The organism is Thermoanaerobacterium thermosaccharolyticum DSM 571, from assembly GCF_000145615.1.
Lineage (GTDB): Bacteria > Bacillota > Thermoanaerobacteria > Thermoanaerobacterales > Thermoanaerobacteraceae > Thermoanaerobacterium > Thermoanaerobacterium thermosaccharolyticum.
This window is the reverse complement of sequence record NC_014410.1, coordinates 278,844-293,432: the sequence shown is the minus strand read 5'-3', so window position 1 is coordinate 293,432 and position 14,589 is coordinate 278,844. Positions and strand designations below refer to the sequence as shown.

Here is a 14,589-nt window from a genome sequence, read left to right as displayed (position 1 = left end):
ATAATTTATTCATTCACAAATAATCAATTAGATACTATTTAAAAAAGTCTAACGGATTTACAGCCTTCCCTCCGTTTCTCACTTCAAAGTGAAGATGAGGACCTGTGCTTTTCCCTGTAGAACCTACATAGCCAATAACATCACCTGCTCTTACAATTTGACCTTTATTTACCGCTATTTTAGATAAATGAGCATATCTTGTTTCTAAATTGTTGCTGTGCCATATAAAGACAACTAATCCGTAACCGTCATTCCATCCTGCATATACTACCTCGCCATCTGCTGCAGCTTTGACTGGAGTGCCTAGCGGTGCAGCAATATCAACACCAGAGTGATACCTTTCTCCACCATAAACAGGGTCAATCCTCGTACCAAAACCTGAAGTTATTGTGTACCCACTAGACAATGGCCATTTAAGTTCATTTTCAACAGGCGTCCACCCACTAGAAATATCAGTAGCAGGCGAATCCAAAAACTCAGAAAAATCAATGCTTAGAAATTCCTTAACCTTATCTTTTTGTTCTTTAGTAAAGTTCAGCATATTTAAAACTTCATCAACACTTCTAAGCCGGTAAATAGGATATCTAACAACATCATCACCTTCCTTAACTTCTATATATCCTGTTATCTCTATAAACATCTTTGCCAGTTCTTCAATTTCATTAAGGTTTGCCTTACTAAAATCCTGCTTAAATCTTACAGCATCTATGGCAACAAGATCTTTCCAATCAACTTCTACACCTTCGCTATAAGGATTTTTTGTACTTTCACTTACCTTTTCTGCAGTACTTATGTACATCTGAACTTGCTCATAGCTTACAAGAGGTATCTTTTCATAAGCAGTAACAGGTCCAGCAAAAGCCAATGTAAGAAATACAATTGGAATCAAAATAAAAAGAAGTGCAAACTTTAAAACACTTCCTAGATCATCAGGCAAAAAAGCTATGATCACCTTTCCTAAAACTTGCATTAATTTCCGCCTCCAGTAAGGTACTGAAGCTCATAAGGCGCCGCCTCAATCTTAATATGAATCTTCTTAGTACCTGCAACAAAAAGTCCTTCTCCCCTTTTTGCGTTTGCTAAAAGATCGTGCTCGGCTTCAGACAAATTCATAAGCCCTGATATTGTCTCTAAGTCCTTTTCTCCTTGTGCAAGAAGAAGTTTAAAAGTAGGATTGTCCAGAAGTGCCTGTCCATATCTTTGAACCTCTGGTGCAAGAGAATCAATTATATTTTGGATTATCACGACAAGGCTTCCATTGTATTTCCTTATTCTTTTTGAAGTATCCCTTAAAAATGCTATTGCTTGAGGTGTCTGAGGATCTACAAGCATCCAAGCCTCATCTACAACTAAGATTGTCTTCTCCTTTCTATCCCTTTCAATAATATTCCATGCAAAAGACAGAACATTAAAGTACTGTGCTCTTTTTACTTGATCCTCTGCATTCTGCAGTTCATGCACATCAAAAACAATAAAATCAGAATCAGCTTCAACAGTGCTTGGCCCAGCCCAAAGGTACGAATCCGCTCCTTCAGCAGCTCTTTTAAGAAGCACTGAAAGTCTTCCATACGCATCAGGATTGTTTTCAGATGCTTTAACACAATACTCATAAAGCTCCCTAATATTTGGCCACGTATCATTTGAAATGTCCTCAGGATTCGTATCCCACAAAATGCCAGCCTTTTTATACACTTCTACTAAAGCATCTTCCAATGCTGCCTTTTCAACATCTGTCAAATCTCTAAGATATAAACTAAAAAAAGTCCTTAATGTCTGAATATGTAGTGCCAAAGGACTCTTAAGAGAATTAGATTCATCTGTCTCTTTCTCCTCAACCGGTCTTAACCTTACTTGTAGAGGATTTATTCTGCCTTCACCGCCTGTGCAATTAATCCACACTCCATTAAGCTTTTTGCACATATCCTTATATTCTCTCTCTGGATCTATAATAATCACTCTGCTGCCTTGCATGTATTCTCTTAAAAGAAGCATTTTAGCAGTAAAGCTCTTTCCTGCTCCAGGCTTTGCTAAGATAATCCAGTTAGAATTAGTCCTGTCTCCACCCCGCTTCCATATATCAACCAAAACCAATCCTCCATCTCTATCCTTTCCCAATACAACACCACTTCCATCATTTATGCCTGATGCAGTAAAAGGAAAAGAAGCAGCAACAGTTTCTGCAGGCATATTTCTTCCTCCTGCATCCTTTACATCATCGTGTAACATACACCATGGTCCTACAGCCTTAAGACCTTCCTCCTGCCTAAAGACAAGAATTCTCCCTCTCATCCCCGAAGCTGCTAAAGTTGATTCAACCTGCCGCACTTTCCTATCAAGACTTTGCTGGTCATTATCAAGAACCATTAAAACCACAGTAACATAAAAAACTTGCTGTTGTTCCTGGTCTATTTTTCTCATAAGCTCCTCAGCATCCTTCAAAGATTGCTCAGTTCGCTGTATTGTAAGGGCATTACCGCCCATTTCAAGTCTGCCTGCATATTCCCCTATAGCCTTATTTAAACTTAAAATGAGATTTGTCGGATCAGTAGGTTCAATGTGAACAGAACACACAACACCAGGCATTGCTGCAATCTTAGAAAGCCATGCAGCATTTACTTTAGGAGGATAACCTGCAATAACCATTATCCTTGCAAATTGATCATTAAAAACAACCTGCTTTCCACTAAATTCAAGTGCTTGAGGCGATATCATATCAATCAAACCTGTAAGTACATTTGCTTCTTTTTTTCTCATAATTTCACCTCTTTACCAATCTTATGACTTAGCTTTCAAAGACAGGCGGCAAGTAAGGTCCACTAAATGCCGGTGCTTTCTCAAAAGCCGCCTGAGATGGATGCGTAAAACTAAAAAGCATATCTATAATTTCTTGATCAGAAATTACATCCGATTTTAACCCTGATTTTTCAAGATTAGATGCAAGCTCGTGTGCCTTCACTTTCAGCTCCTCTTTTTCCTTACCTGAAAGCATAATAAAAAAGCGCCTTTCTATTGCCTCACCGCTGGTGACAATAGAAGCAACGTATTTCAAATATTCTTGAAGCAATCTTTTCTTTGTCATATTCACCTCTTCTTTCGATTTCAGCTGAAGAGAAACAATATATGGGTCAAGATCTACAGGCCGCCCCATAGTAAATATCTGCATAGCATCTTTAAAACCGTTTAAAGCCTCATACATCGACTGAATTATTCTCTTCTTCTCATTCTCACTTTTTAATCCTATATTTAATGGCCAAGCTCTTAAAACGCATACATATCTCCCATCTTTCAATAAAATCATATTATCTCCAACATCTCTGACAGGGAACCAATCCTGTACAGTCTTCTTTTTCAATTCATCTGTTTTTATTTTCTCTTTTCTAGAAACTTTTTCTCTTTTTAATACACCTATCAACCTCTATTCCCTCCCAGTATATTAAGATATCTTTTCTGCTTCTTGCTCCATCTAATGTAATATTTTATTAAGCTTAACACACTGCTTCCGTCTGGTCCTGGAATAACTAAAAAGTATGCAAGTCCGGTAAATATAAACACAACTAAATATCTTATTAAAGATTGAGTAAAAATAGATAAAACAACATAGACAAAAATACCTGCCAAAAAACCTAAGAGAACAAAAAAAAGTTCATTCCATCCAAAACCGGGCAGCAATTCAAATTTTCCTGAAATATTCTTAGGTACCTGATACAAATTCAATTACCCCCTCAATATAGCTTTTCTTAATATATACATGCTTCCTGCCGACTGTCCAGCCTGACCTACTGCAGATCCCATTCCGGTATGATATGCAAACTGTCTTAAGACAGCAGGAGTCTTAAATGCTACCCAAAGCCAGCCTATAAGCATCAGCAAGTTCAAAACAGGTGAGCTGAACTGCATATTCACTCCTGTAGAAAGAAATCCTCTTATCATAAAAGTTTGAACAGCTTGAGAGAGAGATAATACAATAAGCTCTCTCCACCATACTGTCCATACGCCTTCATCTGGCCTTGTAAGTCCTACAGCCATGATTGGCGCTGAAACTGAAAGAAAAGCTATCTCTACTGCCCTTATTCCCGTCTGAACCAAAATCAATATCCAGACTACTAATGCTATGAGAGCTATGAAGATAACTGCAGAAGAAAAAGAAGATAGTTCTGAAAGTATATTCTGAAGCCCTGCAACAGGGTTGTTTGCCTGTGTTGAAGGCAGTGATGCAACAGCCTTTGCAAGTTCCGTCCCCCATTCATAAATTGTACTCACAGCCCAAGGACCTGCTGAAACCATTAAAGCAGCAAAGCCTGTCCTTTTAACCAGTTCAAAAGGCCGAGCAGAGGAATCACCTGAAGTGTATAAAATATATGCCTTTAATGCTTCGGCAGCAACCTTTACTCCCAAAAGAGTTCCTGCTATAAGCTTAGTAAAGTAAATCGCGTTAGTTATATAAGGCGTATTAAGGATTTTTAAAGCCAAAGCCATTTCATCTCCTAAAAAGGAGACAAAAAGGCTTAAAAGGCTGTCAAGTATATTTGAAAAAAAGTTTGTCACTGAATTCATAATCATGTTTTCTATTGAAGCTAACAAAAAAACACCTCCTAAAAGGACCTTAAATGTAGCCCTTTTAATTATTTAAAATATGATAAAAAGACTTTAACAAGTGATGCAGCACTCATTCCAATTGCTCCTCCAATCAATACGTTTTTTATAGATCGATTATGAGCAGCAGTGACAGACGGATCACCATCTCCCATCTGTTTCATAAGAGCATGATATCCAATAGCTGCTCCACTGGCGGCCGGAATGATATAAAGAATCCATGTTAAAGCATCATTTAAAAGATTAAAAGCACCAGTAACAATTGTTGGCATAAAATCTCCTCCTTCATCTTAATTTTGATAGCAAACTTTCATTTGTTTTGTCTGCTTCCGTCATTTCTTCCTCTTGAATATTTGGTACCCAAACAGGAACAGCTCTCACCTCCTTTTTAATAGCATCTGAAACTATAGAAGGTATTAGATCTTCATTTGCAGGCCATTCAGAAAGATCAGGAAGTGGAAGATAAGCAGGGTTGTATCTAGCTTGAAGAATAAGTGATTTATCCTTTGGCCACCTTAATACCTCATCCGGAAGTAAAAGAGGCCTTCCTGTAAGGCCTTCTGTAGTGCCATGACTAAAATCTGTGTTTTTAACCTGTGAAGAATAGCTTTCTGTCTTAACAGTGTATTGACCTGTCTTTCCACTTATTATTTTTGCTGTTTCTAAATCTGTAGTAAGTATATATACCCATGTTGCGCAGTTTCCTGTAATCGTCTGAGAAAGTTCCCTATATTTAGCTTTAATTTGCGATATATCCTGAACAGCTAATAAAAACCGCATACCTCTGCCTGCTGCAACGGTAACTTTTCTATCAAATTCAGGTATTGATGGAAGATTGCCAAACTCATCCAATATGAAGTTGACCCTTTTTGGCAGTATCCCTCCATTTCTGTTTGCAAGATCAACTAAAGCCTGATATGTTTGTGTTATATATAGAGAAGCTAATACATTCCTCGTGCTCCTTTCATCAGGTATAACGATAAAGACAGCCGCTTTTTCCTTCCCTAAGTCATCTAAATTATGATCCTGATTTGATGTAAGCCAAATAACCGCAGGATCTGACCAAAGCCTAAGCTGTGCTGCAGTTCCTGTAAAAATTGAGCTTCTTAATCTATCTTCTGAAAGTGCTGCAACACCATAAGCTGAAGATGCAGGATGTTCTTTAGGAAGAGAGCAAAAATATTCATCTAGCAGATCTCCACCATTTGCTCCCATTTGATGTAGCATTTCATATACACTACCTAAATGTCTTGCCTCATAAGGTGCAAAAGATGACACAGCCAAAATCAAAGCAGCAGTTAAGCTTTCCTGTGACTGTGGCCATATAGGATCACCTGTGTACTGCTGCTGATTGCTTATAATATTCGCAACATCCCATGCTGCTTGACTTGCAGCAGAATAATCATTAGAGTCCAGTGCAGATGAAACGTGCAAAAGTGGATTCCATTGATTCCCTCTATATGGATCTCTAAGATCAATAAGTATTACTTTATACCCTTGCTTTTTTAAATACTCTGATGAATAACTATAGATCTCGCCTTTCGGATCGGATACAATAATACTCTCTCCAGCTTTCCCTAAATTCCAAATCGTAGGAAGTATAACTCTTCTAGACTTTCCGCTTCTAGTTGATCCTATTACAAGGCAATGTCCATCTCCAGTATCCAGCCACACTCTTTCTCTTTCAGCACCTACTACAAATCCGCCTTTTGATAGATTGCTGTTTGTATTCCATACTGTAAATGTCTTTGAAATTTCCTTTTCTGTTCTCCACCTTGCAGTACCATGCTGTCCCTGTCCAAACGCTTCAGGTAGATTCATCACATCACTTTTTCTCTTTTTTCTACCGTATATAGGAGAAAAAATAGAAATTAATGCTGCAAAAAAAGCAGGTTGTAGCCACATCCACGGAATTCGCACTTCCTCTTTTTCTAATAAAAATACTCCTAACAAAGGCTTTTCTTTTATATATGACATCCATATATTAGAACCATTCTTAAAACCATAATCTCTCGCATAAAGCGGAAAAACACACAAAAAAGGTCCAAGTAAAAAGTCGGCAATAAGAACTAAAATAACTAAAACGACTCTAAACTTCACGACTTTCACTCCTTCTTTCAACAGCCTTTCTTTTCTTCTCCATTTCCTTCTTTGCTGCAATGGTACCCTGTGCTTCGGCTCTCAGTCTTTCTCTTTCCAAAGCTCTCCACGCTGAACGCCATACTGAGTTAGTAAGTCTTGTTGTATCTATTGTTTTTTCTTTCTGCAGTGTCGTAGCTCCCTTTAGCACAATCTGAGATACTCTTTTTTGTATGTCTTCGTATGCCTTTTGTGCTACCTTTCCTAAAGCTTCAGGATTTGATGTGTAATAGCTGGCCAGCTCTTTAGCAAGTTCCTTATATTTTTCAACAGACTCAGAAAAACCTGGCTGCTTTAAAAGCCAATCTGAAATTTCATTTGCTCTTTCTTTAACATCTTTAGGCATATATGCAAATGAAATACGCCCTTTTGAAGGCATAATAAAGGAAAGCTCTTTAAGCTTTCTCAAAAGTTCTTCTCTTGCATGATGTTCAAGTGTTGGAGGAAGCACCGTTCTTTCCCCGTCTAATGCTTTAATTTCTACCTTCGCACCGTTTACTTCTTTTAAAAGAGTTAAAATGTCACTTCTAGCAGTATCTCTGATTAAGTCTCTAATCGCTGATTTCTCTGCTGTGAGTTCCAGTCTTTCTTTTGCATATATTTCTCGAATAAATACCTTTCTTATGTCTTCTCTTTCTCCCTTCGACAGTACACCTCTTAATCGTCTCGGCTCCTTCTCCCACATAATAACATGTACATGCGGATGACCATGAGCTTGATGAAATGCTGCTGCCCATCTTAAATTTGATTCCGCAATTCCCATCTTTGATGCAGCTTCAGGCATTGACGCTCTCAAGGTTTTTTCCCAAGCATCCCTTGAAGTATACCCTAACCTTACTGCATCTTCTTCTTTTAAGGAAAGCACCATCCTCCAGACAGTGCCTTTGTGGCTTTTAAGTTCCTGCTGTATCTCTTTCAAATCTGGTATCTTTTCACTATCAGTGAAAAGACCATGGCTGCCAGGTCTTTCATCCATATATTTTGCGTGATATTCTGGACTATCAAGGACAAGTTCATCTTCTATTTCTATTTCGCCTCTATCAGCTCCAGGTCTTGTTGCAATGTACTTAACATGTGCACTATTCCTTGCTTGATTCTTGGCCGACAAAGGATAAAATGCTATTTTCATTACAAATGGAGAATGGCTCATTCTTCTTCACCCTTTTCTTTGAGATATGCAACAGCTTTAGTTCTGGCAACCTGATAAAGCTCTAAAGCATCATTTTTGCCTAAATCTGCAATACACTGTGTGTTCATGTACATTGCTGTAGCAGACGCAACCGCTGCTTTAGCCATAAGTTTTGCTAAACGGTCCTCAGAAGGTTTCAAAACATCCCGCATCGCTTTTCTTACAGCTTCTGTCACTTTATCAATGCCATCATTTGCAGCTTCAACAACGACTGCGTCTGCAAGCATTTTTCTTGCAACAGCCGAAATAGATTCATCTCTTCTAGACGCTAGATTCACCAAAACTTGATAAACATCCTCTGGCAATTGGACATTTATTCTTTTCAAAGGCATCACTCCTTAAAAGATAATAAAAATCTTAAAAATTCTACGTACAAAGATTTCATACCACATAATCAAATAAAAAATTATATCGTACCAAATCTTAAAATCTTTATGAGGCATAAACCATAAACTGGCAATGACAGGCAAAAAGTATATTAGCAAACTTATATAATCAATAAGTGTTACCTCTTCCACATTTAGATTAAGCAAAACTTTAACTAAATTCGAAACACCGTATATCGCAAATGACCATCCAGTCCATATAAGAAATAAATACACGTAAATTTTCTCTCCTGTTATTCTAGATATTTTAGCTGGATTTAAAAAAGAAAAAAGGAAATCTTGAAAAGAAATAGAATAGAGTATATATACTGCAAAGAAAGTACCTAAAATGTGTGTTATACCTATTATTAGGTCTTTTAAGCCATATAGTTCAGACGCCACTCTTTCAAATTCTTCTTCATTATACAAGAATGGAGGAATACTATGCAAAATTTTTATTTTAGGATTTCTATCGCTTTTATTATCGACTTCTTTTTGCTCTTGCTCCCCATCAATCCTTATGTCATTTTTACATTTGCCATTTGGATTACCTTTAGACTTGCTTTTATCAGGATCAGCAAGTTTTTTGTAGTTGCTTATTTCACACACGAATGGCACCTCCAAAAACATCCAAATTCTCTACTGCTATTTATTTTTCATAAACCAGATGATTCTCTTTTAAAACTCTACAAGGATTTTAGCAGTTCTGCGTTGCCAAACATCATTAAAAAAATGAAAGATAAAGATTCTTTCATTATAAAAACTCACCTATTTACTAACAAACAGAAGTTTATGAAAAACTCACTACAGTTTCTTGTACAGTTGATTATCATGAATATAGCCCTACCTGTTGGGAAAAATTAACCCTAACTCTCACAATTTATTTTATAATTTTTGTAAAAAAGTTTTTCTAAGAAATAAAAATACCGCTAATCTTACCGCAGTATTAAACAGAACTTTTTATCAAATTGTCATAAAAAAGCAACTTTAAAAACATAAAATTTCACGTGCGCCACATAAGCATCACTAAAGAATTCAGAATTATCAACAGCTAATAGCCATTTAAAGCGCACAAATGCGCCTTCAACCTAAGAAAAGCACCTTAAAATACACCTCTTACAAAACCAGTACCGCCGGGCACTGCCCGGCGTGTGTGATGCACGAAGTGCACCTCCCCTTATCCTGCCTTAAGAATTTTAGCTAAAAACTTTGTGAAATCTGACTAAAGCGAAAGTATATCTTGCAAACTTTCCAGCAAGAATTGATCTGTTGTGTCCTTAGATTCATCCACCGTTTGAGCTTGAGTCTCTGTCTTTTTTAAAGGCACTTCTAAATTAAGTCCTAAAATAGCAGCTTCGATCCTATTAAGCTTCTCATTTATCTCTTTAAATGGATCATTTTTATTTTCGCCTAAACAAAAATCAACATAGAATTTCAACGCACTTTTTATAAATACTGATCTATCCTTTCCGTTAAATTTCGATAAAACCTCATTTAAGTCGCTTTCATCCACTCTAAAACTGTACACTTTTGAAGGCAAAAAAATCACCACCTGTTTACAGGTTAACTTGAGTAATACTAGTGTTTTGAAACTATAAAATTCATAAAGTGTAAACAGATAACAAATTCTCTTATTAAGTTTGTTTACACTTTGCCGTTTTTTATCCCTTGTTCCTTTGGTATCAAGACTTTTACCTGTATACATACATTGTAAACAACTTAAAGCCAAGTAAAATAAAGAATTGTAGCTCATAAAATTTAAAAAATGTAAACAACCAAAGTATCTTACAAAATAGTTTTTGTTTACATTCCAATATTTAACGCGCTATATTTATTGATTTAAAAGCTCCCAAAGTTGTTTACATCATTTCCTCATCATCTTTAATAGGTATTGCTTTAAGATTTGTATTTTCACAAAACCTGATGATGTATTTTATATCTCTCTTGGTTATATAATTTTTCTTTTCTGTATAGTAATCCACCATCTGTTTCATAAGCTCCCATACATTTTCATAATTAAGTTTTTCTATGTTTTTTAATCTTTTGGCCATCGCCCCACCTCCCACCTCGTCTAATTGTTTTTCTTCTCTTCTAATTCTGCTACTTTTAAAAAACCTTTTGCATTGGCCATCTGAGGATCTTTCACAATAACTGCATTATCATATATATCTACCAAAAATTCCTGCAGATCTTTAGCACCTCCTCCAGCAAGAAAAATAGTATTAAAAAAGTCCAGCTTATTACCCCAAACAGCTTTAAGCCTGTCCTTTATCACCCTTGCAATTTCAGCCTTAATGCTTTTAATTTCATCTCCAAAATCAATCTGCCTTCCTCTAAAAAATATCCGTTCATCCTTTGCAAGCCTCATAAGTTCTGGTACATCTAACTTACTGCCTGTCTTTTGTATGAATAACTTATCGATTGAATTGTAAATAGAAGATATGCCTACATCTATAGTTCCTGACAAATCCTCCCTTAAAATCAAGCGGTCCTCCACTAAAAAAACTATAAAATCTGTTGTCTTAAAACCTATATCAACAAGTCCTAAATAACTGCCTTTTATCAAATATCTATGTAAGTCCTCCATAATAGCCGAGTAAACCGCACCCGCCGCCTGAGGAAAAATCGTTACTTTATCAAACTTAATCGTCTTTACCTTTTCATCCCCCTTAAAGCAACCTAAATTTCTATATCCCTTAAGCATTTCTAAGAATTCATCTTTTTTGTGAATATATTGTTCAAGAGGTAGACCAGTCACTAAATGTACTGGACTTCCATCTTCAGGGAAAAGCAAAAGGCACGATGCAGCAATTAAAGCTTTTGTATTAGGATGATTTATCTTATTTTCATCAAATGCATAAGAGACATTTCTTCCTTCTCTTCTGGCCAACTCTCCAACAAAAAATTCGTGCCTTTCCCCGTTCATGATTACAATGTGCATATTATCAATTCTTTTCTCAAAACTGCTTTCAAAAAGACCTTTAAGATTTCTCTCATAAGCATTCCCAACAATAGATGGAAAAACAACTGTTTTATCAGACTCGTTAATTCCTTTCGTATATCCATATCCCAAATCAAGTCCTATCTTAAACATTTCAAATCCTCCTTCTAATTTTTTGCAAAATAAAAAACGCCTTAATCGGCGCGCATATCATTTTCAAAAACCTTCCCAAACAATTTGCTTCCATATTTTCTTTTTCTTTTCTCCGCCAGTGAATAACAATAATCATCATCTCTTGTCGTCAAAAGAAAAAATGCCTACATTAAAGCTTGAGAGGTATTTTACGAACTCTTCTTCACTCATTTCAGCAAGTTTTGCACATTGTCCTATTGAAAGCTTTTTTTCCTGATAATATCTAACTGCTGCAGTTTTTTTCATTTCAGCTATAAATTCATCTCCGCTTTTTCTAAGACTCAAAAGTATTTCTTCGGGAATTTCTATTTTCTTTGTGATCTTCACAAAACCACCTTCTTTTTATCTTTTATACTAATATCATAGCATATATGAAGGTAACCTAATAAGCGCCTCCAAAATCAAATAAAAAATGTAAGACAAAAACACATACGGTACAAGAGGCACAGAATATCTTAAGCCTTTTCCTTTCAATATACCATAAATTAAAGAAAATATAAGAAGTACAAACATAGGCAATGCCAGCATGGAGAAATCATTGCCCATAAAAAAGGACATAACAGTTAGAAGCTTAATATCTCCTCCACCAATACATCCTTCCACCATAAACGTCGGTACGATGAGAAGTAGAAAAACTAATCCAGCCATTAAAAGGCTTTCCTTTAAATTGCTAATGAAAAAAAGAGAGTAAATAAAAAAGACAATGATCGCAAAATCAGGCACTTCTCTCTTTTTTAAATCAACATAGCTTAAATATGCAAGAATAAATATAACCGGTATATATATTATCTATTTCACCCCCCCAAAATAAAATAAGGCCTCGCATATTTTATGCAAGACCTGAAATTACACTTTTACAATAAGAGAAAATTTCTGATGTGCAAAAAAGCAAACCATATTGTATTTACAATTTTTAAACATAATTTCTGCTGAATCAAGATCATCCATAGAAAACTCAAGCCACTGATTTACTTCTTTCATAAATAATCTTCCCTTTTTTTAAAACTTCCTCAGTATAAAATAAACTTTCTCTCATTTCCTCTACTTCCTCTGGAGTATACACAATAATATCGACTCCAATATCCGGCTTTACAATTTCAATAACTTCTTCTAATCTTTCATAAAAAGGTTTATCAGTATCTTTTATTACTATTAAATCAATGTCACTCCACTCGTTAATCTCATTTTTTGCAAGTGAGCCAAATAATATTATTTTCTCAACTTTATATTAATCAATTAAGATTTTTACAATCTTGTTAAGTTCATAACTCAGTTGCTCTCCTCTATTCATAAAAACACCTCAATTTATAACATTATACTTTTTCTTTTTATTATACCACAATAATATTAAGTTTTATTAACACTTAATACCCCATCAAAAACAAACTTCCTTTAGCTTCATACTCCTTTATAGCAATAGCCTGTTCTGGTGTGACAATTAGTGTTACTGCTGCAGGCAGTAAAGAATCCGTATCATACTGATTGTTCTTATCAGCTTTTTTAATATCCCCTCCTGACTTATTGACAATATCATATATTTCAACTTTATTAGCTATTACAGCTCCATTTTCGCCTTTCTCATCACTCTTTGGAGCCCATCCCACATCAACCAAGTCACCCGGCTTAATTTTTCCTGCTAAAGAAGACTCTAAATTTACGCTTATCGTAACCCTTCTCATACCTTCTTTTAAAACAGGAACATTGTCTTTAGAAACCATGCTTTTCATAACGTATGAACCTGCTGCTATGTCCACTTTAGCATATCCTGTAGGTTTTTCACTTAGCAAATACATATCTTTAACATACGCAGACTGTGGTATAAGCTTTACCCCAAGCTTCGAATCTATCTTTTCTCCTGCTTTAATATCAGAAAATGCTGCTATCACTTGAATCTTCTTATCACTTTCCGTCATCTTGTGAAAGTACTGATATTGAAGAAAAGCCAATACGGCCGCTAAAATCAAGCTTATTGATATTAAAAATATTCTCTTTTTAAACAAAACCATCTATCACTCCTCCTCCAAACTGTAGAAATTGTCAACATCTCTATGTACCACAATATCAACATACTTCCCAAAGAGACCCGTCAAACCAGGTCTTCGGGCTTTAAAACTTATAACAACATGAATAGATGTGTTTCTTATCAATGTCCCTTTAGGACAATACGTAGGATAATCACCTGGATCGTAAACTATAAATTCATCAACATGCACTGAACTTGCTGCCACACTTCCAGACATGGGATTCAAATTGTCATCAAGCTTCATATTTTTCTTTAGGTATTCATAAAAAGTATTCTTTGCAGCATCTTTATCCAAAACATATTCCCCATAAGCTGCATCAACGGGATCTGCACTTTTAAGTGCAGCTAAAGCTGAAGATACAACGGCATCATCTGCGCTGTTTTTAATGGTATATAGATACCTACTTTCTATCAGAAACACACTTAATGTTATAAAAGGAATAAGAAAAAGCATCACGAGAAATATAGAACTTATTCCTTTTCTATCTCTCGTATTTTTTACTAACTGATGAAATAGGCCCATAAACAAATTGAGTACTCTCATCAATCCTTTTTATACCTCCAAGTGTAATAGTATACCTCCTCATTACAGTATCCATTGATATCTTTACTTTTACATCTTCACCATAAGGGACAGGATATGGAGTGTAATCTATATGAACTTTATTAGTATCAATTCCCTTTGACTTAAGAAAAGCATCAATGTTATAAAGCTCATCATCCGTCATTCCGCCTTCAATCTCCATCCTTAAAACCGCTTCTCTTGCAGCCTGGCGTAACATATCGTATCTTGTCAGATCTACAAGCATATTTACTGTATTAGCAATTGGAACAATAAGAAAAGGAAGCACAAGTACAAAAGCAAATAGCTCCACACTTCCTCTCCTTAAAAACTTTCTATTTTTCATAATTGTGCGGGAAGATTAAAATTCTTCCCGCTATCACCTCCTTACTGGCCATTTAGAACTTGCTGCATTTGTCCGTTAAGATTTGAAATACCTGAACTTGTCGTCTGACCAAGATTCCTTATAGGACTTGCCGCAACAAGAATCACAAATAAAATGATCATCACTATAGAAACAATTTCACTAAAACCTTTCGAGTTTAGTAAAGATTTTTTAATCAAACTTTTGAAATTTCTCAACAC

Annotated in this window: 21 protein-coding genes; all 21 read right to left on the bottom strand. The window is 35.7% G+C overall.

What is annotated here, in order from left to right; translation table 11 throughout:
* Positions 1 to 34 precede the first annotated feature (34 nt).
* The gene (locus TTHE_RS01500; RefSeq protein ID WP_013296856.1) at positions 35 to 970 is read right to left on the bottom strand and encodes a M23 family metallopeptidase; all 936 of its coding nucleotides are present in this window, start codon (positions 968 to 970) and stop codon (positions 35 to 37) included.
* Positions 970 to 2,754, bottom strand: coding sequence for a VirB4 family type IV secretion system protein (locus TTHE_RS01495; RefSeq protein WP_013296855.1), 1,785 nt, complete (start codon positions 2,752 to 2,754; stop codon positions 970 to 972). Before TTHE_RS01495 ends, TTHE_RS01500 begins: the two co-directional genes overlap by 1 nt.
* Before the next feature lie 28 nt (positions 2,755 to 2,782).
* On the bottom strand, positions 2,783 to 3,412 hold the full coding sequence (locus tag TTHE_RS01490; RefSeq protein WP_013296854.1) for a TraC-like domain-containing protein: 630 nt from the start codon (positions 3,410 to 3,412) through the stop codon (positions 2,783 to 2,785).
* A complete protein-coding gene (locus tag TTHE_RS01485) occupies positions 3,409 to 3,708 on the bottom strand; it encodes a PrgI family mobile element protein (RefSeq protein ID WP_013296853.1) in 300 nt (99 codons plus the stop codon). Before TTHE_RS01485 ends, TTHE_RS01490 begins: the two co-directional genes overlap by 4 nt.
* 6 nt (positions 3,709 to 3,714) lie before the next feature.
* Positions 3,715 to 4,581 carry a conjugal transfer protein TrbL family protein gene (locus tag TTHE_RS01480; RefSeq protein WP_013296852.1) on the bottom strand — a complete coding sequence of 289 codons (867 nt, stop codon included), beginning with the start codon at positions 4,579 to 4,581 and terminating at the stop codon, positions 3,715 to 3,717.
* Positions 4,582 to 4,622: 41 nt separating this feature from the next.
* A complete protein-coding gene (locus TTHE_RS01475) occupies positions 4,623 to 4,865 on the bottom strand; it encodes a hypothetical protein (protein WP_013296851.1) in 243 nt (80 codons plus the stop codon).
* 13 nt (positions 4,866 to 4,878) lie between these two features.
* The gene (locus TTHE_RS01470) at positions 4,879 to 6,693 is read right to left on the bottom strand and encodes a VirD4-like conjugal transfer protein, CD1115 family (RefSeq protein WP_013296850.1); all 1,815 of its coding nucleotides are present in this window, start codon (positions 6,691 to 6,693) and stop codon (positions 4,879 to 4,881) included.
* Complete coding sequence (gene mobP3 / locus TTHE_RS01465) at positions 6,683 to 7,882, bottom strand: MobP3 family relaxase (RefSeq protein ID WP_013296849.1); 1,200 nt, start codon at positions 7,880 to 7,882, stop codon at positions 6,683 to 6,685. The genes TTHE_RS01470 and mobP3 overlap by 11 nt, the downstream gene beginning before the upstream one ends.
* Positions 7,879 to 8,253 (bottom strand): hypothetical protein, encoded by a 375-nt coding sequence (locus TTHE_RS01460; protein WP_223814585.1) that lies wholly within the window; start codon positions 8,251 to 8,253, stop codon positions 7,879 to 7,881. The genes mobP3 and TTHE_RS01460 overlap by 4 nt, the downstream gene beginning before the upstream one ends.
* A gap of 6 nt (positions 8,254 to 8,259) precedes the next feature.
* Positions 8,260 to 8,895, bottom strand: coding sequence for a hypothetical protein (locus TTHE_RS01455; RefSeq protein ID WP_013296847.1), 636 nt, complete (start codon positions 8,893 to 8,895; stop codon positions 8,260 to 8,262).
* A gap of 613 nt (positions 8,896 to 9,508) precedes the next feature.
* Positions 9,509 to 9,826 (bottom strand): hypothetical protein, encoded by a 318-nt coding sequence (locus tag TTHE_RS01450; protein ID WP_013296846.1) that lies wholly within the window; start codon positions 9,824 to 9,826, stop codon positions 9,509 to 9,511.
* Between the two features lie 319 nt (positions 9,827 to 10,145).
* Complete coding sequence (locus TTHE_RS01445) at positions 10,146 to 10,337, bottom strand: hypothetical protein (RefSeq protein WP_013296845.1); 192 nt, start codon at positions 10,335 to 10,337, stop codon at positions 10,146 to 10,148.
* A 20-nt stretch (positions 10,338 to 10,357) separates the two neighbouring features.
* Positions 10,358 to 11,380 carry a ParM/StbA family protein gene (locus TTHE_RS01440; protein WP_013296844.1) on the bottom strand — a complete coding sequence of 341 codons (1,023 nt, stop codon included), beginning with the start codon at positions 11,378 to 11,380 and terminating at the stop codon, positions 10,358 to 10,360.
* A gap of 135 nt (positions 11,381 to 11,515) precedes the next feature.
* On the bottom strand, positions 11,516 to 11,746 hold the full coding sequence (locus TTHE_RS01435) for a UPF0175 family protein (protein WP_013296843.1): 231 nt from the start codon (positions 11,744 to 11,746) through the stop codon (positions 11,516 to 11,518).
* A 33-nt stretch (positions 11,747 to 11,779) separates the two neighbouring features.
* Entirely contained in the window at positions 11,780 to 12,184 is a 405-nt protein-coding gene (locus TTHE_RS01430; protein ID WP_223814590.1) for a prepilin peptidase, read from the bottom strand.
* Positions 12,185 to 12,265: 81 nt separating this feature from the next.
* Entirely contained in the window at positions 12,266 to 12,400 is a 135-nt protein-coding gene (locus tag TTHE_RS13870; protein WP_223814584.1) for a HEPN domain-containing protein, read from the bottom strand.
* Complete coding sequence (locus TTHE_RS13865) at positions 12,375 to 12,632, bottom strand: nucleotidyltransferase domain-containing protein (RefSeq protein ID WP_340371408.1); 258 nt, start codon at positions 12,630 to 12,632, stop codon at positions 12,375 to 12,377. The genes TTHE_RS13870 and TTHE_RS13865 overlap by 26 nt, the downstream gene beginning before the upstream one ends.
* Positions 12,633 to 12,783: 151 nt before the next feature.
* Positions 12,784 to 13,425 (bottom strand): Flp pilus assembly protein CpaB, encoded by a 642-nt coding sequence (gene cpaB, locus TTHE_RS01425; RefSeq protein ID WP_013296841.1) that lies wholly within the window; start codon positions 13,423 to 13,425, stop codon positions 12,784 to 12,786.
* A gap of 3 nt (positions 13,426 to 13,428) precedes the next feature.
* A complete protein-coding gene (locus tag TTHE_RS01420) occupies positions 13,429 to 13,896 on the bottom strand; it encodes a hypothetical protein (RefSeq protein ID WP_231292700.1) in 468 nt (155 codons plus the stop codon).
* Between the two features lie 28 nt (positions 13,897 to 13,924).
* Positions 13,925 to 14,350, bottom strand: coding sequence for a hypothetical protein (locus TTHE_RS01415; protein ID WP_041587402.1), 426 nt, complete (start codon positions 14,348 to 14,350; stop codon positions 13,925 to 13,927).
* A 41-nt stretch (positions 14,351 to 14,391) separates the two neighbouring features.
* Positions 14,392 to 14,589, bottom strand: a complete 198-nt coding sequence (locus TTHE_RS01410) for an archaellin/type IV pilin N-terminal domain-containing protein (RefSeq protein ID WP_013296838.1) — start codon at positions 14,587 to 14,589, stop codon at positions 14,392 to 14,394.

What these genes read in the sequence shown, in the direction of transcription:
- TTHE_RS01500 (WP_013296856.1), bottom strand. Translation starts at nt 970, where the DNA reads ATGCAAGTTTTAGGAAAGGTGATCATAGCTTTTTTGCCTGATGATCTA.
- TTHE_RS01495 (WP_013296855.1), bottom strand. Translation starts at nt 2,754, where the DNA reads ATGAGAAAAAAAGAAGCAAATGTACTTACAGGTTTGATTGATATGATA.
- TTHE_RS01475 (WP_013296851.1), bottom strand. Translation starts at nt 4,865, where the DNA reads ATGCCAACAATTGTTACTGGTGCTTTTAATCTTTTAAATGATGCTTTA.
- mobP3 (WP_013296849.1), bottom strand. Translation starts at nt 7,882, where the DNA reads ATGAGCCATTCTCCATTTGTAATGAAAATAGCATTTTATCCTTTGTCG.
- TTHE_RS01460 (WP_223814585.1), bottom strand. Translation starts at nt 8,253, where the DNA reads ATGCCTTTGAAAAGAATAAATGTCCAATTGCCAGAGGATGTTTATCAA.
- TTHE_RS01445 (WP_013296845.1), bottom strand. Translation starts at nt 10,337, where the DNA reads ATGGCCAAAAGATTAAAAAACATAGAAAAACTTAATTATGAAAATGTA.
- TTHE_RS01440 (WP_013296844.1), bottom strand. Translation starts at nt 11,380, where the DNA reads ATGTTTAAGATAGGACTTGATTTGGGATATGGATATACGAAAGGAATT.
- TTHE_RS13870 (WP_223814584.1), bottom strand. Translation starts at nt 12,400, where the DNA reads ATGAAAGAAGTAAATCAGTGGCTTGAGTTTTCTATGGATGATCTTGAT.
- cpaB (WP_013296841.1), bottom strand. Translation starts at nt 13,425, where the DNA reads ATGGTTTTGTTTAAAAAGAGAATATTTTTAATATCAATAAGCTTGATT.
- TTHE_RS01420 (WP_231292700.1), bottom strand. Translation starts at nt 13,896, where the DNA reads ATGCTTTTTCTTATTCCTTTTATAACATTAAGTGTGTTTCTGATAGAA.
- TTHE_RS01415 (WP_041587402.1), bottom strand. Translation starts at nt 14,350, where the DNA reads ATGAAAAATAGAAAGTTTTTAAGGAGAGGAAGTGTGGAGCTATTTGCT.